22 protein-coding genes and 1 tRNA gene are annotated in these 25,470 nt (G+C 64.2%); 14 read left to right on the top strand and 9 right to left on the bottom strand.

The genetic code is table 11. The features are described 5' to 3' along the window. Window positions 1-88: 88 nt before the first annotated feature. Window positions 89-1,267 carry a type VI secretion system-associated FHA domain protein TagH gene (tagH, locus tag FRZ32_RS10605; RefSeq protein ID WP_147043473.1) on the top strand — a complete coding sequence of 393 codons (1,179 nt, stop codon included), beginning with the start codon at window positions 89-91 and terminating at the stop codon, window positions 1,265-1,267. 38 nt (window positions 1,268-1,305) lie between these two features. Here the strand turns inward: tagH and FRZ32_RS10600 are convergent, their stop codons facing one another. Next, window positions 1,306-3,411 (bottom strand): serine/threonine-protein kinase, encoded by a 2,106-nt coding sequence (locus tag FRZ32_RS10600; RefSeq protein ID WP_147043472.1) that lies wholly within the window; start codon window positions 3,409-3,411, stop codon window positions 1,306-1,308. A gap of 90 nt (window positions 3,412-3,501) precedes the next feature. Beyond that, window positions 3,502-4,173 (bottom strand): PP2C family protein-serine/threonine phosphatase, encoded by a 672-nt coding sequence (locus tag FRZ32_RS10595; protein ID WP_243445265.1) that lies wholly within the window; start codon window positions 4,171-4,173, stop codon window positions 3,502-3,504. 200 nt (window positions 4,174-4,373) lie between these two features. On the opposite strand from FRZ32_RS10595, the gene FRZ32_RS10590 reads away from it, so the two are divergent. The 10 genes from FRZ32_RS10590 (at window position 4,374) to FRZ32_RS10550 (ending at window position 18,337) form a co-directional block, all read left to right on the top strand. Then, complete coding sequence (locus tag FRZ32_RS10590) at window positions 4,374-4,676, top strand: hypothetical protein (protein ID WP_147043471.1); 303 nt, start codon at window positions 4,374-4,376, stop codon at window positions 4,674-4,676. A 119-nt stretch (window positions 4,677-4,795) separates the two neighbouring features. Then, a tRNA-Glu gene (locus FRZ32_RS10585) sits at window positions 4,796-4,871 on the top strand. 163 nt (window positions 4,872-5,034) lie between these two features. Beyond that, on the top strand, window positions 5,035-5,910 hold the full coding sequence (locus FRZ32_RS10580) for a tyrosine-type recombinase/integrase (RefSeq protein ID WP_147043470.1): 876 nt from the start codon (window positions 5,035-5,037) through the stop codon (window positions 5,908-5,910). A gap of 506 nt (window positions 5,911-6,416) precedes the next feature. Then, window positions 6,417-9,194 carry a Ti-type conjugative transfer relaxase TraA gene (gene traA, locus FRZ32_RS10575; RefSeq protein WP_279379225.1) on the top strand — a complete coding sequence of 926 codons (2,778 nt, stop codon included), beginning with the start codon at window positions 6,417-6,419 and terminating at the stop codon, window positions 9,192-9,194. Window positions 9,195-9,380: 186 nt separating this feature from the next. Then, entirely contained in the window at window positions 9,381-9,593 is a 213-nt protein-coding gene (locus FRZ32_RS10570; RefSeq protein ID WP_147043468.1) for a hypothetical protein, read from the top strand. 75 nt (window positions 9,594-9,668) lie between these two features. After that, window positions 9,669-13,841, top strand: a complete 4,173-nt coding sequence (locus FRZ32_RS10565) for an RHS repeat domain-containing protein (RefSeq protein ID WP_243445264.1) — start codon at window positions 9,669-9,671, stop codon at window positions 13,839-13,841. Window positions 13,842-13,882: 41 nt separating this feature from the next. After that, complete coding sequence (locus tag FRZ32_RS15280; protein ID WP_158635900.1) at window positions 13,883-14,197, top strand: hypothetical protein; 315 nt, start codon at window positions 13,883-13,885, stop codon at window positions 14,195-14,197. Between the two features lie 122 nt (window positions 14,198-14,319). Beyond that, window positions 14,320-15,924: an RHS repeat-associated core domain-containing protein gene (locus FRZ32_RS10560; protein WP_147043467.1), complete on the top strand. Its 1,605-nt coding sequence runs from the start codon at window positions 14,320-14,322 to the stop codon at window positions 15,922-15,924. A 484-nt stretch (window positions 15,925-16,408) separates the two neighbouring features. Continuing rightward, a complete protein-coding gene (locus FRZ32_RS10555; RefSeq protein ID WP_205008261.1) occupies window positions 16,409-17,053 on the top strand; it encodes a transposase in 645 nt (214 codons plus the stop codon). A 582-nt stretch (window positions 17,054-17,635) separates the two neighbouring features. Beyond that, complete coding sequence (locus tag FRZ32_RS10550) at window positions 17,636-18,337, top strand: lipase family protein (RefSeq protein WP_147043465.1); 702 nt, start codon at window positions 17,636-17,638, stop codon at window positions 18,335-18,337. Here FRZ32_RS10550 and FRZ32_RS10545 read toward each other — a convergent pair. From FRZ32_RS10545 to FRZ32_RS10530, 4 genes are all read right to left on the bottom strand, one after another. Then, window positions 18,296-19,062 (bottom strand): IS5 family transposase gene (locus FRZ32_RS10545; protein WP_147043464.1). Its coding sequence is split into 2 segments (ribosomal slippage): window positions 18,296-18,738 and window positions 18,738-19,062, totalling 768 coding nucleotides; the frame shifts between segments, so codons are not numbered across the junction. The two genes, FRZ32_RS10550 and FRZ32_RS10545, sit on opposite strands and share 42 nt — an antisense overlap. Window positions 19,063-19,179: 117 nt before the next feature. Further along, window positions 19,180-19,563 (bottom strand): TrbC/VirB2 family protein, encoded by a 384-nt coding sequence (locus FRZ32_RS10540; protein WP_147043463.1) that lies wholly within the window; start codon window positions 19,561-19,563, stop codon window positions 19,180-19,182. Between the two features lie 436 nt (window positions 19,564-19,999). After that, window positions 20,000-20,563, bottom strand: coding sequence for an HpcH/HpaI aldolase family protein (locus tag FRZ32_RS10535; RefSeq protein ID WP_158635899.1), 564 nt, complete (start codon window positions 20,561-20,563; stop codon window positions 20,000-20,002). Continuing rightward, window positions 20,560-21,240 (bottom strand): amidohydrolase family protein, encoded by a 681-nt coding sequence (locus FRZ32_RS10530; RefSeq protein ID WP_158635898.1) that lies wholly within the window; start codon window positions 21,238-21,240, stop codon window positions 20,560-20,562. The genes FRZ32_RS10535 and FRZ32_RS10530 overlap by 4 nt, the downstream gene beginning before the upstream one ends. Window positions 21,241-21,268: 28 nt before the next feature. Here FRZ32_RS10530 and FRZ32_RS15585 point away from each other — a divergent pair, with 28 nt between their 5' ends. Next, window positions 21,269-21,583, top strand: coding sequence for a GMC oxidoreductase (locus FRZ32_RS15585; protein WP_243445263.1), 315 nt, complete (start codon window positions 21,269-21,271; stop codon window positions 21,581-21,583). A gap of 12 nt (window positions 21,584-21,595) precedes the next feature. Here the strand turns inward: FRZ32_RS15585 and FRZ32_RS10520 are convergent, their stop codons facing one another. Continuing rightward, the gene (locus tag FRZ32_RS10520) at window positions 21,596-22,177 is read right to left on the bottom strand and encodes a 3-keto-disaccharide hydrolase (RefSeq protein WP_147043460.1); all 582 of its coding nucleotides are present in this window, start codon (window positions 22,175-22,177) and stop codon (window positions 21,596-21,598) included. 302 nt (window positions 22,178-22,479) lie between these two features. On the opposite strand from FRZ32_RS10520, the gene FRZ32_RS10515 reads away from it, so the two are divergent. Both FRZ32_RS10515 and FRZ32_RS10510 read left to right on the top strand, forming a co-directional pair. Continuing rightward, window positions 22,480-22,917 (top strand): carboxymuconolactone decarboxylase family protein, encoded by a 438-nt coding sequence (locus FRZ32_RS10515; protein ID WP_158635897.1) that lies wholly within the window; start codon window positions 22,480-22,482, stop codon window positions 22,915-22,917. Next, a complete protein-coding gene (locus FRZ32_RS10510; RefSeq protein ID WP_147043458.1) occupies window positions 22,914-23,702 on the top strand; it encodes an SDR family oxidoreductase in 789 nt (262 codons plus the stop codon). The genes FRZ32_RS10515 and FRZ32_RS10510 overlap by 4 nt, the downstream gene beginning before the upstream one ends. Here FRZ32_RS10510 and FRZ32_RS10505 read toward each other — a convergent pair. Both FRZ32_RS10505 and FRZ32_RS10500 read right to left on the bottom strand, forming a co-directional pair. Then, window positions 23,699-24,511, bottom strand: a complete 813-nt coding sequence (locus FRZ32_RS10505) for an SDR family NAD(P)-dependent oxidoreductase (protein ID WP_147043457.1) — start codon at window positions 24,509-24,511, stop codon at window positions 23,699-23,701. The two genes, FRZ32_RS10510 and FRZ32_RS10505, sit on opposite strands and share 4 nt — an antisense overlap. Further along, complete coding sequence (locus FRZ32_RS10500) at window positions 24,508-25,458, bottom strand: NAD(P)-dependent oxidoreductase (RefSeq protein ID WP_243445352.1); 951 nt, start codon at window positions 25,456-25,458, stop codon at window positions 24,508-24,510. Before FRZ32_RS10500 ends, FRZ32_RS10505 begins: the two co-directional genes overlap by 4 nt. Between the last annotated feature and the right edge of the window lie 12 nt (window positions 25,459-25,470).

The raw sequence follows: 25,470 nt of genomic DNA, 5'->3' as shown, positions 1-25,470 counted from the left end.
AGGATCGTTTCACGGCCGGCGCTCGCCGCGCCGTTCCGGGCCCGGCGGGCCTGCCCATGCCAACATTCGCGAGGGGGTTGATCGGCGCATGTCTCTGGTCCTGACGATCCGTAATGCCGAGGCGATGGAGCCGGGCATGATGCCGAGCTTCACGCTGGAGCAGGGCACGGCGCTGATCGGACGCTCGAAGAATTGCGACTGGAACCTGCCTGACCCGAAGAACGCAATCTCCTCGCGCCATGCCGAAATCCGTCGCGAGGGCGATGGCTATGTCTTCAAGGACATGAGCACCAACGGCACCTTCCTCAACGGCGCGACCGAGCGGATGGCGGACGAGCGCAGGATCGAGGATGGCGATGTCTTTTCGATCGGCCATTTCGAGATCGCCGCCAAGGTCGTCGCGGACGCGCCCCCCGCGCCGCCGCCGCCGCCTCCTCCGCCGCCTCCGCCACCACCGCCGCCTCCCCCGCCGGCAGCGGCGGAACCGGCGCCGGCCGCGACGGCCGAGCCGGCGGCCGAAAGCGAGGCGGACGCCGAGGACAAGATTCCGGAAAACGTGACCATGATGTGGTCCGAGCTGGCCGACATCAACAAGGTCGATTGGGCGCGCGGCGGGATCGGCGAGACGGAACCGGCGGCCGCGCGGCCTTCGGTCGACGGCGAGCCGGCGGATGTCGACCAGCTCGTCGACATCTTCCTCGAATCGGCGGCGCTCGCCGAGGACAAGACGGTGACCCGGTCACCGGAGCTGGTCCGCCGCGCCGGCCTGCTGCTTCGCCGGCTCGTCTCCGGCATGGTCGTGATGGTCGAGGCCCGCGCCCGCGCCAAGGCGCAGATGGGCGCCGAGGCGACCGCGCTCCAGCTCGAAGGCAACAACCCGATCAAGTTCGCGCGATCGCCCGAACAGGCGCTGGCGCGGCTGTTGAGCCCGCCCGAGCCAGGCTTCATGGACGCCGATCGCGCCGTCCAGGACGCCTATCTCGACCTTCAGTCGCACCAGGTGGCGACGCTTCAGGCGATCCCCGGCGCGCTGCGTGCGACGCTCGAGCGCTTCTCGCCCGGATCGATCCGCCGCCGCGCGACCAAGGCCGGCGTGCTCGCGCGGATCATGCCCTCGCTCCAGGACGCCGCGCTGTGGCGCAACTATGAGCGCGAATATACCAAGGTGAAGAACGAGTCCGACGAAGCCTTCATGGAGGTCTTCGCCAAGCAGTTCCGCAAATCCTACGAGAAGCAGCTGCGCGAGGGCTTCAGCAAGGACGATTGATCCCGGCCCGGCCGGGCCGCGCCATATCGGCCCTCGCCTTACTTCCCGCCACTCCCCTCCTGATCCGCCGGCGGCGTCGAGGACGGCCCGGACTCGCCGGCCGGCGGGGCGGCGGCGCCCCCGTTTCCGCCGTTGACCGACTGGAACCACACCATTTCCGCGTGCCATTGCTGGTTCGAAGCGGTGCTGACGAAGGATTGTGTCCAGTTCGGCCCGCGCGCGCCGAGCTGCGGCGCGACGAGCGCGGGATCGAACGGCCCCTGCCCGGTCAGCAGCAGGATGCCGGACCAGCCCTGATGGTTGAGATCGATGTTGAGCCGATAGCGGCCATTGCCCTCGCTCGCGATCGGCCGGCCGTTTTCGGACTGTGCGAGCGCCGCCTCGAAGGCCGCCCGGCTCGGGATCAGCGTGGTGATCGCACCCGACGGCTCGAGCCCGACGATCGTGAAATCGGTGTTCGAATCGCCGAAGTTGAACTCGACCGAGGCATTGGCGGCGAGCTGGCCCGCATAGCTGGTGCCCTCGGGCTGCATCACCATCTGGAAGCGCGGCTGGGCGACCGACATGTGGGTCGATTCCGTCGCGCGCACCTGGCGATAGGTATCGAGCGCCGAGCAGCCGGCGGGCGTGATCGGCGCGACATCGGAGAAATCGAGCCGGGCATTTTCAACATGGGCGGCGGCGAGCGCGCGGCCGAGCTCCTGCTGCGCCGCCTGGGCGTCGCCGGCGACACCACGCATCGCGATGTCGACCCCGCCATTCTCACCCGCGCTCGCGCTGCCGATCTCGAGCCAGGTGCAGTTGACCGACGGGATCACCGAGTTGATCGCGCCGCGGGCGGCCTGGACCGGATCGCTGCTGGCCACGTTGCCGGCGCCGGGCGCGGCGCCGGTCTGCTGAGCGGAGCGGCCCATGAACCACCAGGCGCCGAGCGCCGCGAGCAGCGCGAGGATCAGCACGCCGACGACGATCAGCGCCTTGGATCCGCCGCCTCCCCCGGTCGGCGCCTGCACCGGCGCGACCGGCGCGGGCGGCGGCGGGGCCGGCGGCGCGGCGCCGCCGCCGAGCATCGCGACGACATCCTCCATCGAGCGCAGCCGATCCTTCGGGTCGGGGCGAAGCATCGCCTCGATCGTCGGCTTGAGGCTGTCCGGGATCGCCGAGATGTCCGGCCCCTTGCGGCGCTTGTCGATCGCATCGACGAGCGAGCCGGACATGTTGACGTTCTTGCCCTGCGCGACCGCCAGGATGACGAGCGCGAGGCTGTAGACATCGGTCCACGGCCCGATCTCGCGCCCGTAATCGCCAAGCTGTTCGGGGGCGACATAGTTCAACTTGCCGGCGAAGCCGTCGCCGACGATCGTCGCCGAGGAGGAATCGAGATCCTTGGCGATTCCGAAATCGATGATCTTCGCCTGGTGAACGTCGCCGGCCGGCAGCAGCACGTTGTCCGGCGACATGTCGCGGTGGATCGCGCCCAGCTTGTGCGCGGCGCCCAGGCCCGAGGCGAGCCGGCGAAGCAGGCCCTTGAGCTCGTCCGGCGTGCGCTCGACCTTGCCGAGCACGTCGGCCAGCTCGACCCCTTCGATGAATTCGGTGACGATGTAGAGCACGCCGAGATTGGGCTCCTGCGCGAGCACGCGATAGGAGACGAGCGCCTCGTGCTGGAGCTTCGTGAGGGTGCGCGCCTCCTTGCGGAACATCGCGACGACCTTCTCGTCCGCCGCCATCGCCGGCAGCATGACCTTGATCGCGACCCGTTCGTCGGTGTTGACGTTGCAGCCTTCGAACACCTCGCCCATGCCGCCGCGCGCGAGGAATCGCTTCACCTCGAAAATATGGTTGAGCACGTCGCCGACCTTGATCGCGCGCGCACTTTCGGTGGGGGTGAAGGCGGCCTGGGTTCCGGCCGTGGTCGGCTGCGACACCTCAGCCGGGGCCGGAGTCTCGGATGCGGGCGCCGCCGGCTCCGCGGCCGGCGGTTCGGAAGCGCCCGGCTGCCCTGCGGTCGGCTCGGGCGCGGCCGTCTCCGGCTCCGAGGCCGCGGGCTCGGCCGCGGGGGCGCCGGGCTCGGTTCCGGACGGCATGAAGACGGTGCGCTCCTCGCCTCCCTCGGGCGGAGTCTTGTCCTTGTCGTCGCTCATAATCCTACCGATCCGGAAGTGAGAGAAGGGTCGGGTCGCTGGCCCAGACCGCGATCACGGTGACATTGTCGGGAGCGCCGTTGGCGAGCGTCATCTCGACCAGCTCCTCGGTGACATGTTCGGGGGGCTGCGGGTCAGCGTCCGCACGATGTCCGCCTCGGCGACATAGCCGTGCAGGCCGTCGCTGCAGATCAGGAAGATGTCGCCCGGCCAGACCTCGCCAGTCACCTTGTCGACCTCGATCTCGTCGCGCACGCCGACGGCGCGCGAGAGGATATGCCCCATCGGATGGCCGATCGCGTCCTCCGGCGACATGATGCCGCGCGCCACCATCTCCTGCACCTGGGTGTGATCGTGGCTCAATTGCTTGAGCGCGCCGTCGCGAAGCAGATAGGCGCGGCTGTCCCCGACCCAGAGCACCGCATAGCGCTCGTCGCGAACGAACAGGGCGACGACGGTCGATCCCATCTGCTTGGCGCGCCGCCGCGCCTCGACGATGATCGCGCGATTGGCCTTGCGGATCGCCTCCGCGATGGCATCGCAGGCGGCGTCGAAATCTTCGGGCAGTTCCATCTCGTCGAGCTTCTCGACGATCTTGGCGGACGCCCATTCGCCCCCCTCGTGCCCGCCCATGCCGTCGGCGACGGCCCAAAGGCCCTGCCCTTCCTTGGCGACGAACGAATCCTCATTATGGTCGCGCACGCGGCCTTCGTGAGTCTTCGCCCCGCTTTCGATCCGGAAGGGCTGGTAGCTCACGGCCACGTCGGGCTTCCCGGCCTTGTCGGCGACGGCCCCGGACCGCGGCCCGGGGCCACGAAAGGGTGGAAAGGAAACCGCATAAACGCCCCCCGAGTGCTGCGCGATGCCTTATCTAAGCATAGCGTGCGCCCGCGATAAAGCGACTCTTCCGTAACGGTGCCGACCTGGTTAGACAGGCGGACCTCCCACAATATCCGGGGCCGATGATGAAAATCCTGACCCTTGCCGCGGCGAGCGCCGCGCTCCTCTCCCTCGCCGCGTGCACCCAGTCCGGCGCCGCCAACAACAGTGCGGACAATGGCGCCGATGCGAACGCGGCCGCCACTGATACCAATGGCAGCGCCGATGCCGGGGCCAATGCGGGCGCCGACGCGGTGAAGCCGGGCGCGGAAGCTGCATCCGGCTCGAGCGCGACCGGCGCCGCCGACAAGCCGGCCGCTCCCGCCGACGATGCCGAAAGCACCCCGCCGGCGGACACCTCGACCGGGACCGGCGGCGGCAAATAGGCCAGCGGCCGCGCGCACCGCACAAGAGCGGCGCCCCTGGCCGGCGCCGCCGCTTTTCGCGCGCCCTTCCTTGACAGAGCGCCCCCCAAGCCCATATGCGCCCCGCTTCCGCTTCAGCCGGCCCCTTCGTCTAGCGGTCTAGGACGTCGCCCTCTCACGGCGAAAACACGGGTTCGAGTCCCGTAGGGGTCACCAAAAATCCCTCGCAGGGGGTTTCATTGGGTGTCAAAAATGGCTGTTTTCCGCCGTTTTTTCGTGGTATAAGCATCCCAGTCGGATCGGCTCGATACCACCGGATACCAACAGATTGATGGTAGATGCGATGGTAGTGCGCCGGCCCTGATCGGGAGATACCATCATGGCCTTGAGTGCCCTCGCCATCAGAAACGCCAAGGGCCGCGCGAAGCCCTACAAGCTCGCGGACAGCGACGGCCTCTATCTCCTGGTGACACCTTCGGGCGGGCGGTGCTGGCGGATGAACTATCGCTATCTCGGCAAGCAGAAGACGCTGGCCTTCGGCACTTTCCCCGATACCGGCCTCGCCGACGCCCGCGAGCGGCGGGACATGGCCCGCAAGGTTCTGGCGCGGGGCGACGATCCCGGCGAGCAGATCAAGCTGGAGCGGGTCGCCGCCACGGTCGCCGTGTCCAACAGCTTCAAGGCGGTCGCCGACGAATGGCTGACCAAGGTCGAGAAGGAAGGCCGCTCCGCCGTCACGATGAAGAAGCTGCGCTGGTTGCTCGCCTTCATCAACGCGTCGATCGGCAAGCGGCCGATCGCCTCCATCTCCGCGCACGAGCTGCTGGTCATGCTCCGCAAGATGGAGAGCAAGGGAAAGTATGAGACGGCGAAGCGGTTGCGCAGCACTTGCAGCCAGATCTTCCGCTACGCCATCGCCACAGCCCGCGCGGAGCGCGACGTTGCCGCCGATCTTCGCGGCGCGCTGATCGCGCCCAAGCCGGTGCATCGTGCGGCAATCACCGATCCCAAGGAGGCCGGAGGCTTGCTCCGCGCCATCGAGGCGTTCGAGGGCTTTCCCGAGACGCGGGCGGCGTTGCGGCTGTTGCCGCATGTGTTCGTCCGGCCGGGCGAGCTGCGCCATGCCGAGTGGGACGATTTCGACTTCGAGAAGGCGGTCTGGACCATCCCGCCGCACAAGACCAAGATGCGCCGGGCGCACACCGTTCCCCTGTCCCGGCAGGCTTTGGATATGCGTCAGCTTCAAGCTGGGTGATTTCGCTCCGCGCCGCTTTCAGAAAGGCCGTCTTAGTGCCGAAATGATCCCCTTCACTCTTCCCGTCTCCATCCCTGCGATTGGCGTGCAATGCACAATCGCATAAGGCTTTTGCGCTTTCCTGGACCGCATCCGAGGAGAGCAAGGAAATTTCCGCAAGCATGGCGAATAGCGGCATCACATTGTCGATCGATTTAGCTCCGCCCGCCACGATCAACAGCATGTTGCGGTCGGCTTCGGCCATGAATCTAGCATAGAGCTGACGGCGTTCGAGCAACCTTTCCCGAATAAGCGCCAATCGCCATTCGTGCGAGCGCGTTCCGCGCCCGACGAGATAGCTCGCATAGCCGGCGACAACAGCGCCGCCGAGCGATACACAGACGGGAACGATGATTTCAGCGAGTGTCGCGGCCATACAGAAAGAGATGAACTACCAGTGGCAGGACCACAACGTCCGTCGAACGGCATGACCATCCTTATCGTTCAATCAAGCCTCCGGAATTTCCTTGCTCGGCCTCGAACGCGCGTCTGCCGCGCCGTTTCCACAGGACGAGCGCGCGGTCGCGATACTCGCCTTCACCAACAAGGCCGGCGTCATCCACTCCGAAGTGCTGCTGCCGAACGGCGCGCCGGAGCAGTTCGGGGACCGCGAGCAGCTGTGGAACGCGGCCGAGGCGGCGGAGGTAAGGAAGGACGCGCAGCTCGCCCGCGAGGCCGAGTTCGCATTGCCCCGCGAGCTGGACCAGGCCGAGGGCATCAGGCTCGCGCGCGAGTTCGTGCAACGCGAGTTCGTCTCGCGCGGCATGATCGCCGACCTCAATGTCCATTGGGACGTCGGCGCCGATGGCGAGGCCAAGCCTCACGCCCATGTGATGCTGACCATGCGCGAGGTGGATGGAGACGGGTTCGGCGCGAAGGTCCGCGACTGGAACCGCACCGAGCTCTTGCAGCACTGGCGCGAAGCCTGGGGCGAGCATGTCAACGCCCGCCTCGCCGCGCTGGATATCGATACGCGCATCGATCATCGCAGCCTCGAAGCGCAGGGCATTGCGCTGGAGCCGCAGCACAAGATCGGCGCGGCGGCGGGACGCCGGGTGGGGCATGGACTGGAGGCCGAACGGCTCGAAGAGCATCGCGATATCGCGCGCCGGAATGGCGCGCGCATCCTCGCCGACCCGGCGGTGGCGCTGGACGCGATCACGCACCAGCAAGCCACGTTCACGACCCGCGACCTTGCCCGGTTCGTGCATCGGCATAGCGACGGGAAAGAGCAGTTCGATCGTGTGCTGGCGGCGGTGCGCGCTTCGCCCGAGCTGGTGGCCCTGGGGAAGGACGGACGCGGCGAGGAGCGGTTCACCTCGCGCGCCATGCTCGCGACCGAGCAGCGGCTGGAGCGGGCGACCGAACGGCTGGCCAGTCGCGGCGATCATCCTCTCGGCGACATCCACCAGCGTCATGCGCTCGCCGATGCCGAACGGCGCGGGCTCATCCTGTCGGCCGAGCAGCGCGGCGCGTTCGAACATGTGACGCAAGGGCGGGATCTTGCCGTGGTGGTGGGCTATGCCGGCACCGGCAAGAGCGCGATGCTTGGCGTCGCGCGCGACGCCTGGGAAGCGGCCGGCTACAATGTGCGCGGCGCGGCTTTGTCCGGCATCGCCGCCGAGAACCTTGAGTCCGGCTCCGCTATCCAATCACGCACGATCGCCAGCCTGGAGCATCAATGGCGCCAGGGCCGCGAGCTGCTTGGCGCCAACGATGTGCTCGTGATCGACGAGGCCGGGATGATCGGCACCCGCCAGATGGAACGGGTGATCGCCGAGGCGGAGAAGCACAAGGCCAAGGTGGTGCTGGTCGGCGATCCCGAACAGTTGCAGGCGATCGAGGCCGGAGCGGCGTTCCGGTCGATCGCGGAGCGCCATGGCAGCGTCGAGATCACCGATATCCGTCGCCAGCAGGAGGACTGGCAGCGCGAGGCCACGCGCCAGCTTGCGACCGGGCGGACGGGCGAGGCGCTGGATGCTTATCGCGAGCACCACATGGTGCATGAGGCACCGAGCCGGGAGGAAGCGCGCGGCGCGCTGATCGAGCGCTGGGATGCGGAGCGGCGGGAGCGGCCCGATGCCAGCCGGGTCATCCTCGCCCACACCAATGACGACGTGCGCACGCTCAACGAGCTGGCGCGTGAGCATAAGCGGGGCGAGCTTGGCGAGGAGGTGAGGATCGCCACCTCAAAGGGACAACGCATGTTCGCGCGCGGCGACCGGGTCATGTTCCTGAGGAACGAGCGGAGCCTTGGGGTGAAGAACGGATCATTGGGCACGATCGAGAGCGTCTCTCCCGTCCGCATGTCGGTGATGCTGGACGATGGGCGCAGCGCCGCGTTCGACCTTAGGGACTATGCCGATATCGACCATGGCTATGCCGCCACCATCCACAAGGCGCAGGGCATGACCGTGGACCGTGCCCATGTGCTGGCGACGCCGGGGCTCGATCGGCACGCCGCCTATGTCGCGCTGTCGCGGCATCGCGACAGCGTCGATCTCCATTACGGGCGGGATGACTTTGCGGACCGGGAGAGGCTTGCTCGCACGCTCAGCCGCGAGCGCGGCAAGGACATGGCCAGCGACTATGCGCGCGATGTCGATCGGCCTGCGCCGATCGTCCGGCCTGCGCCGATCGTCCGGCCCGCGCAGATCGATATGTTCGAGACATTGGGCGCGACATCGCCCGAAGCCTCACGCCGCAGATTGGAGCAGGCGATCGTGCGGTTCGCTCAGGCGACCAGGGAGATCGTCGCCACACGCCGCAACGGCCTTGAGGAAAGCCCGCACCAGCGCGCGGCGTTCGAGCAGGCCCGCCATGCGCTCGATGCGGTCCGACCGCAGGGCGCGCGCGACCTTCGCGCCGCGTTCGTGCGGGACATGGGCCTGGTCGACGAGGTCGCCGGCGGCAATGCCAGGACCGGCATCGGGGTCATGGACTGGGAGCAGCGCTATCGCACCGAGCCGGCGCTGCGCGCCGACATGTTCGTCAAGGAGTGGCGACGGCTTGATCGCCAGGTCCGGGCCGCGGATCGCGAATGGGATTACGACAAGGCCGACAGGATGAGGAACGCACTCACCGACATGGCCAAATCGCTGCACCGCGACCCGCAGCTCGAATCGCTGCTGCGCAACCGGAAGAAGGAACTCGGGCTCGACATCTTGCGGCGTGGTCAGGGATCAATCGGACACCAGCTCGCCGACTGGGTGCAAGTTGGGAGGGGGCGAGGTCTGGGGCGTTGAGCGACCATTTCCTCCTGAAGGCGAGGGTAAATCCAACAACTGTAGAAATTTATAATCACTGCGTTTCAGCCGCTTACCCATCGATATCCTACAAAGTAAAAAATAGGATTTGCAATGTAGGATTTCGTTTGTTGTTCTTTGGTCATCCAGGCAATCGAGTCGAACCTGAGGTTGGGGGAGATGATCATGAGACGTATCGAGAAAGTCATTCTCGTGATTGCGGGGCTTGTCGTTGCGGCCGCGGCGGTCGCCTCCGAGACGATCAGCTACAGCTACGACGCGCGTGGCCGGCTGGTAAGGGTCGACCACAGCGGCACCGTCAACAACAACGTCGCGACCAACTATGTCTACGACAAGGCCGACAATCGCACCAACAAGACGACGACCGGCGCACCGTAACCGCGCGTTCGCGCCCTTTGCCGCGCGATATCTGAATTGAAGCGGGCCTGAATCCGCAAACCGGAGAGCTTTGAGATGACCAACATCCTGCTTCGCGCGGGGGCGCTGTCGTGCGCCCTGCTCGCCACGACCGCCCTCACTGCCCCGGCCGACGCGCAACCGGCGTTCCGCAACCTCGATGCGAACGGCGTCGATCTGGTGCAGGGCGACCATGTCCTGGCCTTGACCGAAGGCTCGATCGGATCCGGCCGGGCGGAACTCTCGCTGATCCGGCAGCGGCCCGGCAACACCGGGAGCCAATGGGACGGCTACACGTTCCTGCGCACCACCAGCGGCACGCATGCGACGATCCGGATCGGCCTGCCGAACCGCACGCGGGATACTTTCACCGGCATCGTCGGCGGCCCCCTTTACATCGCGGACAAGGCCAATGGCGCGATCCTGACCAAATCGGGGTTCGATTACATCTATACCGCCCCGGACGGAACCCGGATCACGTTTACCGATCCCACGGGCAGCGGCGAGGCGGGGCTCGCCCCCAACATGTTCTGCTCGGTAAACTCGCAGACCAGTTGCACCATGCTGCCCTACAGCATCGTGGGCCCGGACGGGCGGACGGTCTTCATGACCTGGAGCATCTATTCGATAAACTGGATTCCCTACGCCCAGCGCCTGTCGGGGGTCGCCAACAGCTTCGGTTATTCCATCGGCTTCACCTATGCCAGCAACAGCTCTTCGCCGAGCGCGCCCCCCTCGCCCGACTGGTTCGTTCGCACCGGCGCGCACTTCAATGGCGGCGGTTCCACTCAGGCCTCGGCGAGCTACGCATATCCCTCCACCGGCGTGACCGAGATCACCGACATGGGCGGCCTCACCTGGCGGCTGACCGACAGCAGCGGCACGCTCACCGCGATCCGCCGGCCGGGCGCGGCGAGCGACACGACAACGATCAGCCATTCGGGATCGATGGTCTCGTCGGTCACCAACGAGGGGGTCACCACCGGCTATGGCTGGAGCACGTCGGGGACGATCCGGACGCTGACCGTGACCGACGCGGCGAGCCATACGAGCACAATCGTCTCGAACACCGGCACCAGCCGGATCAATTCGATCACCGACCAGCTCGGCCACACGACCAGCTTCACCTATGACGGCAGCAGCCGGCTGACGCGGGTGACGCAGCCCGAGGGCAATTACGTCAACTACACGCTCGATGCCCGCGGCAATGTGACCGAGACGCGCCACGTCGCAAAGTCGGGCTCGGGCCTGTCCGACATCGTCGAGACGGCGGGTTATCCCTCGACCTGCGCCAACCCGGTCACGTGCAACGAGCCGACCTCGACCACCGACGCGCGCGGCTACACGACCGACTATACCTATGACTCCACCCACGGCGGCGTGCTGACCATCACCGCCCCGGCGCCGTCGGGCACGGGCGACCGCCCGCAGACGCGCTATTCCTACACCAACACGACCGGCGAATATTTCCTGACCGGTATATCGTCCTGCGCGAGCGGCGCCTCGCCGGCCTGCGTCGGCACGGCGGCGGAGAGCCGGGTGGTGATCGGCTATGACGCGAGCGGCAACATGACCTCGGTTCAGCGGCGCGACGGGACAGGGGCGCTCAGCGCGACGACGACCATGACCTACGACGGCGTCGGCAACATGATCATGGCCGATGGGCCGCTGTCGGGGACGGCGGACACGACCCGTTATCGCTACGATGCCGGGCGCCGGCTGGTCGGCGTGGTGGGACCCGATCCCGACGACACAGGGACCCTCAAGCACCGCGCGGTCCGCACCACCTGGACGAACGGCCTTGCGACGCGGGTGGAGCGGGGCACGGTGAACAGCCAGTCGGATGCCGACTGGGCGGCGTTCTCGAGCCTCGAGCAGGTGGACACCGCCTATGACGCCAATGCCCGCCCGGTGACGCAGGCGCTGTCTTCGGGCGGCACGACCTATGCGCTGACCCAGACGAGCTACGACAGCCTCGGCCGCGTCAGTTGCACGGCGCAGCGGATGAACCCCGCGATCTACGGAGCGCTGCCGTCGAGCGCCTGCACGCTCGGCACGGCGGGCACATTCGGGCCTGACCGCATCACGCGCACCACTTACGACAATGCCGGGCAGGTGGCGTTGGTCCAGACCGGCTATGGCGTCACCGGGGTGCAGGCGGACGAGATCGCCTCGACCTGGACGAACAACGGCCGGCAAGCGACGGTGACCGACGCGAACGGCAACCGCACCACCTATGTCTATGACGGGTTCGACCGGCTGAGCCGCACGCGCATGCCCTCGCCGACGACGCCCGGGACGAGCTCGACGACGGACTATGAGGAGCTGGGCTACGACGCGGCGAGCAACGTCACCAGCCGGCGGCTGAGGGACGGCACGAGCATCGCGTTCACCTACGATCACCTGAACCGCCCGACGCTCAAGAACCTGCCGGGCAGCGAGCTGGACGTCAGCTACACCTACGACCTCACCGGCCATCTGCTGACCGCGAGCACCTCGGCGCAGACGCTGACGTTCACCTGGGATGCGGTGGGGCGCAATCTGACGCAGGTGGGCCCGCTCGGCGCGGCGACCTCGGCGTACGATCCGGCCGGGCGGCGTACGCAGCTTACCTATCCGGGCACCGGGCTCTATGTGAACTACGATTACGACTCCGTCGGCGATCTCACCAAGGTCCGCGAGAACGGGGCGAGCACCGGCGTCGGCGTGCTGGCGACCTGGGCCTATGACGATCTCGGTCGCAGGACGACGCTGACCAGGGGCAACGGCACCACCACCAGCTACGGCTACGACGCTGTATCGCGGCTCTCCAGCCTGACGCAGGACCTGGCGAGCACCGGCAACGATCTGACGCTGGGGTTCAGCTACAACCCCGCCTCGCATATCACGAACACGACCCGCTCAAACGATGCTTATGCCTATGGCGACCTCGCCAACGGCGCCACCGCGAGCAGCGTCAACGGGCTCAATCAGCTGACCGCGATCGGCGGGCAGTCGGTGACGCACGACAGCCGGGGCAATGTGTCGGCGATCGGATCGAGCGGCTACGGCTACTCCTCCGAGAATCTGCTGACCTCGGCGCCGGGCAGCGCGACGCTGGCCTACGATCCGGCGCTGCGGCTCTATCAGACGGTCGGCGGCGGCGTGACCACAAGGTTCGCCTATGATGGCGATAACATGATCGCCGAGTATAACGGCTCCAGCGCCTTGCAGCGCCGCTATGTGTTCGATCCGGCGAGCGGCGATCCTCTGGTCTGGTATGAAGGTACGGGCACGAGCACCCGGCGCTGGTTCCACGCCGACGAGCGCGGCAGCGTGGTCGCGGTCAGCGACACCAGCGGCAACCTGGTCGGCAGCCGCAACGCCTATGACGAATATGGCAATCCGCAGGGCGGAAGCATCATCGGCCGGTTCGGCTATACCGGACAGGCGTGGATACCCGAGGCGAACCTGTGGTACTATCGTGCAAGGATGTACAACCCCAGCCTCGGCAGGTTCATGCAAACCGATCCCATCGGGTTCGGTGGGGGGATGAATATCTACGCCTATGTGTTCAATGACCCAGCCAATCTTACCGACCCGAGCGGGCTTGGCAACTGCCTCTACAATTACTCCATCGAATATGAGGACAAGAACAACAATCATCGACGCGATCCGGGAGAGCCATCATTCCCCGATAGCCTGATGGAAACAGGCCGCGTCTGCCTGAGCCATCAACCGTCCCTTTTCTGGGGCGGAGGCGGCGCGGGAGGCGGCGGAGCGGTTAGCTCGTCTCAAAATGGCAATACTGGAGAAAATTGCGAAGCACGACTTACATCACTCATAGGATCTGCTCGCGCCGTTCTTGAAACGACGCAAGACGGAGTGGATGTTGCAACGATCGTAAATGCCGCAATTGGCGACGAGCCAGGCGCGCTCGGATTAACGGTCCTAAATGACTTTTTAGAGACTCAGCTCGGTTTGGTTAATCTTTCGGATGGCCTAAATAGTGGAGACTGGGGCCCGCTTGTGGTTCAAGGGCTGGCTCTGCCGATCAGGTTGTTACCTGCTGGACGATCTCTCCAAAATGTCTTGGTGAGATTTAGGTTAGATGGGGGCGTATTAAGAGACATTCGGGGTCGGTTTAGATCTACTCGATTACGTAATGCCGCGGTAAGAGAGGCAGGACAGCAAGCCGCAGAACATGGAGGACAATCTATTCTAAGTGCTGTAATTTGCGGAGGACATTAATGCTATATGTCTATATTATAATAGCCCTGTCTATTCCTCCGATGCTGATCTATAAGCACAATCAGCAGCTGGAATATATGATAGACACATTTGCTAGAAATAATGAACTGAACCCCGCTCTTGCAATTTCGAAGCTAAGAAAAGATGCATCATTAAGACTAAGTAATATTATGATAATAATATCAGCTGAGCTAACTATATTTATTCTTTTTTTATCGCAGATTTATCGCGTAAATCACTTGGTTATGATAATAATACTTGGGCTATCCGGTATTATCTTTGTATCTGGAATAACATTTAAGTTCTACTTTTTAAGTAGATTTTATCAAAATCTACGTATCGCCCAAGTGCGATGACAGATAAATAAATCGATTGTGTTTGAGTTTGGGTTACGGTGGCACTTTACTTAGCCACCAATTAGGATCACGGCGCCAGTTTACTAGGGTCCGGACCCTAATTTTGATGAGGCCGGCGGCCTATGCCGTCGGCTTTCTCGCATCGACAGAAGCCTGTGCGGTCCCTACGACTACGATACCGCTGGCGATCTGCTGACGGTGCGCGAGAACGGCGCGTCGTTTGGCGTCGGCGTTGGGCCTATGACGATCTCGGCCGGCGCACGTCGCTGACCTCCATCGACGGGACGAGCGCGAGCTACGGCTATGACGCGGTCTCGCGGCTTTCGAGCCTCAGCCACGATGTCGCCGGCACGGCCAACGATGTGACGTTCGGCTACAGCTACAACCCGGCCGGGCAGATCGTCGCGACGACGCGCTCGAACGATGCCTATGCCTGGGGCGGCCATGCCGACCAGGCCGTGGCCGAAACGGTGAACGGGCTGAACCAGGTCACCGCGACGGGGGCCACCAGCCTGAGCCACGACGCGCGCGGCAACACGAGCGCGATCGGGAGCGCGGGCTACGGCTATTCGTCCGAGAACCGGCTGACGAGCGGCCCCGGCGCGACCGCCCTGACCTATGATCCGCTGGGGCGTCTCTATCAGGTGTCCGGCGCCTCGGGCACGCGGCGGTTCGTCTATGACGGGGATCGGCTGATCGCCGAATATGACGGCGCGAACGCGACGCAGATGACCTACGTGCTCGGGCCGTCCGGGGAGCCGCTGGCCTGGTTCAACGTCGCCGGCGGCGGCTATGGCGGCTTCCACGCCGACGAGCGCGGCAGCGTGATCGCGCGCAGCGACGCCGTCGGCGGGACCACGATCAACAGCTACGACGAATATGGCGTGCCCGCGCCGGGCAATGCGGGGAGGTTCGGCTATACCGGCCAGGCCTATGTCCCCGAGCTCGGCCTGTGGTACTATCGTGCAAGGATGTACGATCCCGGCCTCGGCAGGTTCATGCAGACCGATCCCATCGGTTACGGATCGGGCATGAATCTCTATGCCTATGTCGGCAACGATCCCGTCAATCTGATCGATCCGACGGGGCTGCTCGGTGAATGCATCGATACTTATTCTTTCGCATATGTCGATCTGAACAATGACAGGCAATTCAATCCCGGAGAACCGATTGAGCCCAAGAGCGGCAGGAGAGATTCTCATGTTTGCGATTATCAGCCAACGAATCCATGGATGGGCGGTGATGGATTTAAGGGGGGAGGCGGCGGAGGCGGAGGAAGCGGGTCGACCGGGCACTCGGCACCGCAAAATAGGTGCCCCGCTGTTCCGGCTGGCCGTAATCCTCCACGAGGCAACCGATGGCTCGCGCAGGCCCTGGCTGGACTCGCCGATCCGCTGGGTCTGCCCGTCGCCGAAGAAGCGGCGGATCAAGCCTACGCTAGGTCTGCCGAAGCATATCCGCACCTTTTAGGAATAAACGATACTAGAGACGCATACCGGCATTTCTATTGGGTCGCGGCTATGACTCGGATGCTCGGTGCGAGCAGGGCTCTTGCCTATGCAGCTTCTCATGAGGTTGGCTCAGCGGATATACCCGGCAGTCAAATGGATGATTACAATAACCACGTAGCCGCAGTGATGATGTCAGATCCAGCTAACGCGAATATTCCCACCGCAGATCTTGCCGAGAGAGCCGTCAGTGCGGGATGCTTGGAGATACTAAGATGAAATTCCCAAAATCGATTCTTACTCTGGCACTCTTGCTGACTTCGTGTGACTATTATTATAGTAGGTTTCGTGTAGTAAATCAGACTCGCGCTGACGTGCAGATCATTCTACTTGACAATGGTCGGCCGGTGATGACGGAGACCTTGAACCCAGGGAGAGAAATCATCATAAGCCGACATTTCACTGGAGAATCTGGTCCTAATAGTGCAAAATTATACTGGCGGACTGGTCGAAAGACATTTTCAACTGACTTATGCTATTATACGGATTTTCATCCGCCGCGTGGATCAATTTACTTACGGGCTTCGAGCGCCGCGCTCGATTGCGATCCGTAGCCCATAGACGGAGTTCGATTCCCGTTTTCGTCACGGGGGGTTACGGTGACAGGTGCGAAAACCCCTAAATTGACGTTGCCCCCAATCCGCCCGAGTGTGGCGGCATGGCGCGTCTTCCCCGCATGGTTCTGCCTGGCATCCCGCATCATGTGACGCAGCGCGGCAACCGGCGTGAGCGGACGTTTTTCGAGGATGGCGACTATGCGCTCTACCTCGATCTGCTCGCCGATGCGAGCGTGCGCCATGGGGTCGAGGTTTGGGCCTATTGCCTGATGCCCAACCATGTCCATATCGTTGCCGTTCCGCGCGACGCCGACGCGCTTGGCCGGACCTTCCGCCACGTGCATCGTCACTACACGGGCTATGTCAACGCGCGGATGCGGGTGACGGGGCATCTGTGGCAGGGACGGTTCAGCTCGGTGGCGATGGATGAGGCGCACTTGCTGGCGGCATTTCGCTATGTGGCGCTCAACCCCGTGCGCGCGCGACTGGTGGCGCGGGCCGCGGATTGGCGTTGGTCGAGCACTCGCGCCCACCTCGCCGCGCGCGATGATCATGTGGTGCGCGTTGCCCCGGCGATCGAGCGGACCGGCGATTTCGGCGCCTTTCTCGCGGAAGAGTTCGACGAGGCCTTCACCTATGCGGCGTTGCGCAAGGCAGAAACACTCGGCCGTCCCGTCGGCAGCCGCGAATGGCTCGAGGGCATGCAGGCAAAATCGGGACAACAACTCCTTCCCGGGAAGCGCGGACCGAAACCCAAGATTGTTTCGGGGCTTTCGCACCTGTCACCGTAATTCCCGGTGGGAAGAAATGGGCAGGGACGTGTCATAGCCGTCGGATCAACCGCTCGACTTGAAGGGCTGCCGGAAGCAGCTGCGCGGCTCCATCATTTAATAGTCCAGAAGGGGAACGAGACATAGGAATGATCCCTTCACACCTTTCTCCATGACTCCTGCAGCGACGAATTTTGGAGTTAACGTGAATGCTATCGCGCAAAACATTGCTAATCATCGCGCTGCTGTCAGCCCCCATTCTATACAAAACGGCCATAAACTGGAACTTTGAGCGCCTATGTCGCAATCATATCAAAGTTGCTATCGACAACAGAGAGGAATTTTCTAGATTCATTAATTTCATTTTCAGAACTCAAAGAAATCGTACGCAAAAGATGTGGGTAGATGAACTTTCTCTCGGTGGTTACTCAGTGGAGGATAGCGCTCGCAGATACGGCTGGGGGGCTGGGAATACAGAATATTACATATTAGTTCGGCACAATGGAAGGATTATAGCTCACATTTATAACTTAGTTGTAAATTTGCCCAATTATTCGACAATAATCGGAGCCGACGGCCCACAAATAGATAGAAATTGTGCCTATGGCCATATGGAATATTATCCGCCGTTTTGGCAAGTTCTTCACGGAAGATAACCAGATGTCGAACCCACCCGTCTTCGCACGCGACTACGTTTTTAGCGCCCAACTGACGAATCTCGCATATTCCTCGTCTCACCTTGAAACCGGCATGACGGGAGATCGATTGGCTGCCGCGATTCGTGAGAACGGCAATCCTTTTGCAAGCGAGGCGGAGCTAACCGCGTTCGCGCGAGATTATGAAGTTGTACTCTCTAGCAGTTCGATCGCAGGAGACACGAGCGGCGCTAACTTCGTTGCTTTTCATAAGCTCGGCACCGGCGTTATTTCATTTGCCATAGCTGGAATCGGCAGTGAAGCGGAAGCAGAGAGTACATTTTCGCGAACCATGATGTCTGGATTTAATGATTTACAATATGCAAGTGTCAGAAATGCTATAGAAATATTGTGGGAAACATTTCCAAATGCTCAGTTCGATTTATCCGGCCATTCCCTTGGCGGACAACTGATTCAAGTGTTGACGGCAGATTTTTTTCTACATGGACGGGAGGATCAACTTCTTTCTGCCGTTACATTTGGTACATATGGAGTAAATTTGAGTGCGGCGGGGAATTTTGTTTTTGGTAGCAGTCTCGTCCCGGACTTTCGTCAGCTTTTGAATGAATTAGGTCGTAGACTCATAAGCACGCATCCACAGCCGCATTGAGGCGAGCTGGACCATGGCGAGGAAGTTCTCGGCGAGCTTGTCGTAGCGGGTGGCGATGCGGCGGAAGTGTTTGAGCTTGCTGAAGAAGCGCTCGATCATGTTGCGCTCGCGGTAGAGGCGCCTGGAGAAGCACGGCTCCCACTTACGGTTGGATTTGGCCGGGATGTTGGGCGTGGCGCCCTGCTCCTCGATCAGCGCGCGGATGCGGTCGGCGTCATAGGCCTTGTCGGCGAGCACGATGGTGCGCGGGCCGAGACGGTCGAGGAGCTTGTCGGCAATCTGTCCGTCATGCGTCTGACCGGCGGTCAGGCCGAGCCGGATCGGGAGCCCCTGCGCATCGACGACGACGTGGATCTTGGTCGTGAGCCCGCCGCGCGAGCGACCGAGACAGTGATCTCGACCCCCCTTTTTGCTGTCGCAGCCTGCTGGTGCGCCCGGACGGAAGTGCTGTCGATCATCTGGATGTCGCCGTCGTGCGCGGCGGTGATGGCGTCCATCAGCCGGGCCCAGACCCCGGCTTTGCGCCACCTCGTGAAGCGATTGTAGCAAGTCGTCCTTGGACCATAACGCTCCGGCAGATCGCGCCAGGGCGCGCCCGACCGCAGCACCCAGAAGATGCCATTCAGCACGCGCCGATCATCGACACGCGGCACGCCTCTCGGCTTGTTGGGCAACAGCGGTTCGACCATCCGCCACTCGAAATCGGTCAGATCATATCGGCTCATCCGACCCCTGAATCAGAACTCCGTCGCCAAGGGAATCCCGTTTATGCGTTCACGGCCTAGCTCGGTGAACGCGAAAATCCGCAAGTCCGGGGGCACATGCGTGATTGCGCCGGCTTTCTAACGGGCCGGCACCGAGGCCCCAGCATAGGGATCGGCGTTGGCAGGTGGCGCCGGCGGAGAAGGTGGGGGCGTCACGGGAGGCAGGTCCGGCGAAATGCCGGCGATCTCCCGTCCGTCCACCAGTAGGGATTGGAGCCCACTCGCGATCGCGGAGGCTCCGAACAGGATGAAGCAGCCCGCGATCACCGCCAGCCCGCGGCGGACATCGATCCGCCCGCCCAGCATCAGCAATCCAACCGACGCCACCGCCACAACCGCAACGGCGATGGCGATAGACCCAAGCAGCGCCCCTTGCAGCCAAAGGACAGCTAATCCGATCGGACTCGAACCCGGTGGGTCGGCAAGCGACATCATTATCGTGACTTGGCCGTCAGCAAGCATGGGGACTCCGCACCGACTCGGTCAGATAGGCCGCATGGGCCTACACCCGTTTTGTATCACAGGTGGCATTGAAGCGATGCTCGCTTGCATTTCGCGATGGAGGGAGGCGATGATAAGGCTTGGCCATGCGCATCAAGGAAGCCCAAGAAATCCGCGCGGTCCGATGGCGTTTCCAATGGTATTTGCTGGCCCCGTGCTAGATTTTCACATATATTCCAACATCATAGAATAGAAACGCGAGTCCCGTAGGGGTCACCAGCGATTTCAATGGCTTAGCGGATCGCGAACCTGACGACGGGAGTAGGCGGTCGGTGGAACCTTTACGCCGCCGAGCCTATCACCCAAGGTTCTCAGGTCACCCAGCGTGGGCAACTCCTATCGTGATGCGAACGAAATTGTTCGGGGGCGACGCTTCCGCGGCGTCAGGCCTGCATTGTCACCGGCCGGTGCATTGGCTCTGACCATCCCCCTTCAACGCAATTGAAAGCTGCCGAGCGCCGGCCAACAGCATGGACTGGTCCGAACCGGAAACGATGACTGAAACGCGCCTCTCGAGCGCCTCGGGGATATGATCGGCAGAAGGCACGAACATCCCCATCGCTCGGCCGTGCCGCCGGCCGGAACCGAGGATTTTGGCGATCGCCTGGTCGAGGATATCAGGGTCAGGCCCGTCAGGACATAGCGACCAGCCGAGATCCGCAGGGCCAATGAAGAGGCAGTCGATCGCGTCATGGGCGGCGATCTCGTCAATGCACTCCAGCGCGTCCGCATCCTCGATCTGGCACCAGATGGAGCTGCGCTCATCCGCGCGGGTCCGGTAGGCTGCGGCCTGCATCGTGCCGTAAGCGCCAGCCCGCGACGAGGGCGAGAAGCCCCGCCGCCCTCGGCCATATTTCACGGTATCGGCGATCGCCTCGGCATCGGCCGCGGATCGGACATGGGGCACCAGGATGCCGTCTGCGCCCAGATCCAGGCAAGCATTGATCCCTGCCTGACTCACGAGCGCGCGGCCGGATGGGACAATCTGAGGAGGCCATCGGCATTTTCGTGCGCGATCTTCTTCTTCTCGTGGTCGGCGAGAGGAAGGCTGCGCAGGAAGTCCGTCCCCCTCCTGTTCGAACTGAAGGGGTAGTCCACCGAGAAGAGCAGGCGATCGACGCCGAAGGCCGCGAGGGCCGCCTGAAATGGAATGGCGGAGAAAAAGCCGCTCGTGGTGACCCAGACGCGCGACCGGATCGTCTCGCCGATGCCTGCCGTAAGATTATGCGCGGCAAAGCCGCCAAACACTTCGTCGAAGCGGTCGATCATGGTTGCGAGGCCTTCGCCCATATGGCCGACGATGATCTTGAGGCCGGGGTGGCGCTCGAACACGCCGGCAACCACGAGCCGAAGTACGTGGAGCGCGGTCTCCGCATGCCAGCCGAAGCCTGGCCCCGCCAGGAGGAAGGATGTCGCCCCAGGCAGATCGTCATAATAAGCGTCGAGAACGGATCGGGGCGGCAGACTCGGGTGAACATAGATCGGAACGTCAAGCGCTTCGGCCCGCGCCAGGACCGGCCCGAAGCTCGGATGATCGAGGAACCGGCCATTCGACGTTCCGTTGACGAGGGCGCCCCGCAGCCGCAGCTCGCCAACCGACCGCTCAAGCTCATCAGCGGCGGCCTCCGGTGTGCCCATCCGCGGGCTCAAGCTCTGCCGCCGGATCATGCGCGCGCCGGCCCTGAGCGCCTTGATCGAGCGCGAAATACTTCCATCAGCCGATGAATATGTTGGGGATTCCGATCTCGAGCATCACGCGCGAACATTCGCCAAAACGGTCTACCATCCTTCCTGCACCTGCAAGATGGGAACGGACGCGATGGCTGTTGTCGATCCGCGATTGCGCGTTCACGGCGTCCCCCGCCTTCGCGTCGCGGATGTCTCGGTGATGCCCGAACTCGTGAGCGGCAACACGAACGCGCCCACGATCATGATCGCCGAGCGATGCGCCGACTTCCTGCTCGATCGACACGCGCACTGACCGACCCGCGCGTCAAAGCGGGCGCACATCGACCCTGCGGAAGCGGACAATCCCGGCGCCATATTGGAGGGCGAGCTGTCCCTCGCGGTAGCGTCCGTCGCGCGCGCCCGCGACGGTCACATGCCCGTTCAGGGCGACGCCGAGCATGTCGCCGAGCGCGCGGATCGTCATGATGTTCCAGCGTCCGCCGGCCCTCGGCATCGGCGAGACCGGGGCCACATCCACGATTGCGCCGGTGCCATAGGCCGGATCGGGCCGCCTGTCGAAGATATTGACCTCGTAGGCGTTGCGCGCGGCAATTTCCGCCGGGTCCTGACAGCGCAGGAATATCCCGGAGTTGGCGTCATCGCTTGCCCAGAATTCGGCCCGCAGCTCGAAATCGGAATAGCGGTCGGTCGAGACCAGGAAGCCAGGCGATCCTGCGTCGGCGACGATATCGCCCTCTTCCACCCGCCAGTTCGCGCCGCCAATTCGCGTCCACCCCTCGAGGCTTCGTCCATCGAACAGTCGACGCCATCCCGATCGCCGCGCGAAAGCTGGCGACGCGGCGACGACGGCGCCGAGCCCCAGCACGAAATCCCGTCGACTGGTCATGATTTTTCCTGCCCGGCCCTGGTGACGGATCTTAAGGCTTCGGGCGGCAAGCCGCAACGGCACCGCATGTGAGCCCGCCTCCGCTTCCCAACGGCGAAATCCGGCCCCGACGTCGACCCCGCTGCAATGGCCGCGCTCGTTGCGCCGCGCATCCCGCCCTTCACAAAAAAGGTAGTATTGCTTAAAACCGTCAAATCTGCCTTTAATTGAGATCAAACTCGAGAGGATGGATGATGGCGCGGATCGATTTGCCAGAGGGGCCCGGTGAAGAGCGCGAGCGGATGTGGCGCTTTCGGCCTGAAATGGGTGCCGCCGCCGATGCTTTCAGCGCGGCGGTGCAGGAATGCTCGACGCTGACGGTGCGGGAGCAGGAGGCGGCCCGGACCCGCATCGCGCACATCAACCGCTGCATCCCCTGCACGGACGCCCGCATCGACGACATGGCCGCCTGGGGCCTTGACGAGGCCTTCTACGCAAATGTCGATGCGCCCGATCCCGATCGATATTCGCTGCGCGAGCGGCTGGCGATCGGGTTCGCCGAGCGCTTTGCCGCCGGCGCCGAGACGTTCGACGACGCCTTCTGGGACGATATGCGAAATGCCTTCGACGACGGGGAGATCGTCGATCTTGCCGCCGGCTGCGCCAAGTGGCTTGGCCTGGGGCGGATCAACGCGGTGTTCGACCTTCAGCGGTCGTGCCCGATCAGGCTGAAACCGTCGACCCAGGCAAAGGCCGCATGAGCGGTCGCCTCGCCGGAAAGGTCGCCATCATCACCGGCGCGGCCAAGGGCCTCGGCGCCGCCGACGCGCGCATGTTTGCCGCCGAAGGCGCGACCGTCGTGCTGACCGACGTTGATCCGGAAGGCCAGAAGGTGGCCGACGAGATCGGCCCGACGGCCTGCTTCTTTCACCATGACGTTCGGAGCGAAGCGGCATGGGCGGCGCTGGTCGGCGACGTCGAGCGTCGGTTCGGACGGCTCGACATCCTGGTCAACAATGCGGGCGTGGTCGAGGTCGGAACGCCAGAGAGCGTGACCGAGGCCGACTATCGCTTCATCATGTCGGTCAGCGTCGACGGGGTCGTCTGGGGCTGCAAGCATGCCATTCCGGCGATGCGGCGGGCGGGCGGCGGCTCGATCGTCAACATGTCGTCGATCGCGGCCGCCCAGGGCGAGCCCAATGTGGCAGCCTATGTCGCGGCGAAGGGCGCGGTCGACGCTTATACCCGCGCCGTCGCCGTCTATTGTGGCCAGCTGCGGCTGCCGATCCGGTGCAACGCGATCCTGCCCAACGGCATCATCACGCCGATGGTGCAATCCATCCCGGCCAAGCGGGCCGCGGCGTCGGGGGCCGGGCTGATCAGCGACCTGCCCGGCGACAGAAATGATCGCGGCGCGCCCGAGGACGTCGCGGCGCTTGTCCTGTTTCTTGCATCTGACGAATCCCGATGGATCAACGGCCAGTCGATCCTGGTCGACAACGCCGCATCGGTCACGAAGGGCGCGATCCCCTCGCTCCAGGCCTAGGGCGCGGGACGCGGCGCGCCCGTCAGCGCGATCACCGCCGCGTCGATTTCGGCCCGTGACGGGTTGCCGCGCAGCGTCAGCCCGCCGTTAACCTGCAGGTTCTGGCCGGTCATGAAGCAATCGTCCCCGGCCAGCCACAGCACCGCGGCGGCAATGTCGTCGGCGGTGCCGAGGCGACCGAGCGGATATTTGGAGCGGTAGGTCTCGAAGACGCCGGGGATCGTCTTGGCCGCGGCAGCCATCGGGCTGTCGGTGAGCCCCGGCGAGATCGAGTTCACGCGTACGCCGCGCGGGCCGGCGACGAGTGCGATGCAGCGCATGACATGATCGAAGCCGGCCTTGGTGCCCATATAGGCGGCATGGTCGTCGAGCATGATCGTCGCGGTCGCCGAGCTGATCTGGATGAGCGAACCACCGTCGCGCACCACCGGCAAGAGCGCCTGGAAGAACAGGAATGGGCCGATGAACTGTAAATCGACAATCTCCCGCAGCTGCGCTTCGGTGAGCGATTCGAACGGCCCGCGCAGGCCGTGACCTGTTGCGTTGACGACGATGTCGACCCCACCCGTGCGCGCCCTGATGCCGTCCGCGAGCGATTGGGCGTCGGCCTGGGAGGTGATGTCGCAGACCGCCGCCCAGCCGCCGATTTCTTCGGCGAATGCCTCGAGCGGGGCGAGGGTGCGGCCGGCGACCACGACTTGCGCGCCTTCAGCGGCAAGCGCGCGGGCGATCACCTGCCCGATATTGTCCTTGCCCCCGGCCCCGATCACCAGCGCGACCTTGCCATTCACGCGGCCGTTCCAGCTCATGCGAAATTCTCCGGATTGAGTTCGTGAAGAAGCGGGCCGCCGGAAAGGTAGCGGCCGAGATTTTCGATCAGCAGGGCGTCGGTGCGGCCAATCAGGCCCGAGCCGATCCCGGACGTGTGCGCGGTCAGCGTGACCTGTGGATGCGTCCACTGCCATTCGCCCCGAGGCAATGGCTCGACCCGGGTGACGTCGAGCACGCAATGGCCGACCCGGCCGCTGTCGAGCGCGGCCCGGAGCGCGGGCTCGTCGAGCAGCTGGCCGCGTCCGACATTGACGAAGAGCGCGCCCGCGCGAAAGCCGGCGAAGAAATCGCGGCCGTAGCTGCCATCGTTATCCGGCGTGAGCGGCACCGAAAGAACCACGACATCGGCCGCGGCCAGGGCGTCACCCATCCGGTCGGGGGTGACGACCAGGTCGGCGCAATCGCTGTCGCCCCCGGAGCGGCGCACGCCGGTGACATGGGCGCCGAGAGCCCGCGCCCGGCGCCCGACCTCCCGGCCGATCTCACCGAAGCCGACGCAAAGCCAGCGGCTGCCGGCGATCTCCTTGAACGGGAGGGGCCGCCATTCCTGCGCTTGCTGCGCGAGGCGACGCTCGGGGCCGCGCTGGAACCGGTCGAATACCGAGGCGATCACATATTCGGCGATGGCCGGCGCCGGTGCCGTGCTGCGCGACAGCCGGACGCCGCGTCGGGCGAGCTGCGCGAAGGCCGGATGGTCGAAGCCGGAGCGACCGCTCTGCATCCAGCGCACCGTCGGGCAGCCGAGCACGGCGGCGAGAAAGGCCTCGTCCTGTTTCAGCGCGAACAATTCGGGGCTGAACCAGGCCGCCTGGAAATCGCCGTCCGCAAGTGAACCGTCGGGTTCGAGCAGGAGCGGCTGCACCGCGAGTCCGGCCTCCTGGATTCGCCCCCGCACCCGCTCCCACGCGTCGCGGCCGAACAGCATTCTCAACGGCGC

Source organism: Sphingosinicella ginsenosidimutans, from assembly GCF_007995055.1.
Lineage (GTDB): Bacteria > Pseudomonadota > Alphaproteobacteria > Sphingomonadales > Sphingomonadaceae > Allosphingosinicella > Allosphingosinicella ginsenosidimutans.
This window is presented reverse-complemented; position numbering and strand designations above follow the sequence as displayed.

Bases quoted from the DNA above. Each gene is read 5' to 3' on its own strand.
- tagH (WP_147043473.1), top strand. From the start codon at position 89: ATGTCTCTGGTCCTGACGATCCGTAATGCCGAGGCGATGGAGCCGGGC.
- FRZ32_RS10530 (WP_158635898.1), bottom strand. From the start codon at position 21,240: ATGGGCACACCGGAGGCCGCCGCTGATGAGCTTGAGCGGTCGGTTGGC.
- FRZ32_RS10510 (WP_147043458.1), top strand. From the start codon at position 22,914: ATGAGCGGTCGCCTCGCCGGAAAGGTCGCCATCATCACCGGCGCGGCC.
- FRZ32_RS10590 (WP_147043471.1), top strand. From the start codon at position 4,374: ATGATGAAAATCCTGACCCTTGCCGCGGCGAGCGCCGCGCTCCTCTCC.
- FRZ32_RS10580 (WP_147043470.1), top strand. From the start codon at position 5,035: ATGGCCTTGAGTGCCCTCGCCATCAGAAACGCCAAGGGCCGCGCGAAG.
- FRZ32_RS15280 (WP_158635900.1), top strand. From the start codon at position 13,883: ATGCTGATCTATAAGCACAATCAGCAGCTGGAATATATGATAGACACA.
- FRZ32_RS10515 (WP_158635897.1), top strand. From the start codon at position 22,480: ATGGGTGCCGCCGCCGATGCTTTCAGCGCGGCGGTGCAGGAATGCTCG.
- FRZ32_RS10500 (WP_243445352.1), bottom strand. From the start codon at position 25,458: ATGCTGTTCGGCCGCGACGCGTGGGAGCGGGTGCGGGGGCGAATCCAG.
- FRZ32_RS10560 (WP_147043467.1), top strand. From the start codon at position 14,320: ATGCCGTCGGCTTTCTCGCATCGACAGAAGCCTGTGCGGTCCCTACGA.
- FRZ32_RS10570 (WP_147043468.1), top strand. From the start codon at position 9,381: ATGAGACGTATCGAGAAAGTCATTCTCGTGATTGCGGGGCTTGTCGTT.
- FRZ32_RS10505 (WP_147043457.1), bottom strand. From the start codon at position 24,511: ATGAGCTGGAACGGCCGCGTGAATGGCAAGGTCGCGCTGGTGATCGGG.
- FRZ32_RS10565 (WP_243445264.1), top strand. From the start codon at position 9,669: ATGACCAACATCCTGCTTCGCGCGGGGGCGCTGTCGTGCGCCCTGCTC.
- FRZ32_RS10550 (WP_147043465.1), top strand. From the start codon at position 17,636: ATGGCCATATGGAATATTATCCGCCGTTTTGGCAAGTTCTTCACGGAA.
- FRZ32_RS10540 (WP_147043463.1), bottom strand. From the start codon at position 19,563: ATGCTTGCTGACGGCCAAGTCACGATAATGATGTCGCTTGCCGACCCA.
- FRZ32_RS10520 (WP_147043460.1), bottom strand. From the start codon at position 22,177: ATGACCAGTCGACGGGATTTCGTGCTGGGGCTCGGCGCCGTCGTCGCC.
- FRZ32_RS10600 (WP_147043472.1), bottom strand. From the start codon at position 3,411: ATGAGCGACGACAAGGACAAGACTCCGCCCGAGGGAGGCGAGGAGCGC.
- FRZ32_RS15585 (WP_243445263.1), top strand. From the start codon at position 21,269: ATGCGCGCGCCGGCCCTGAGCGCCTTGATCGAGCGCGAAATACTTCCA.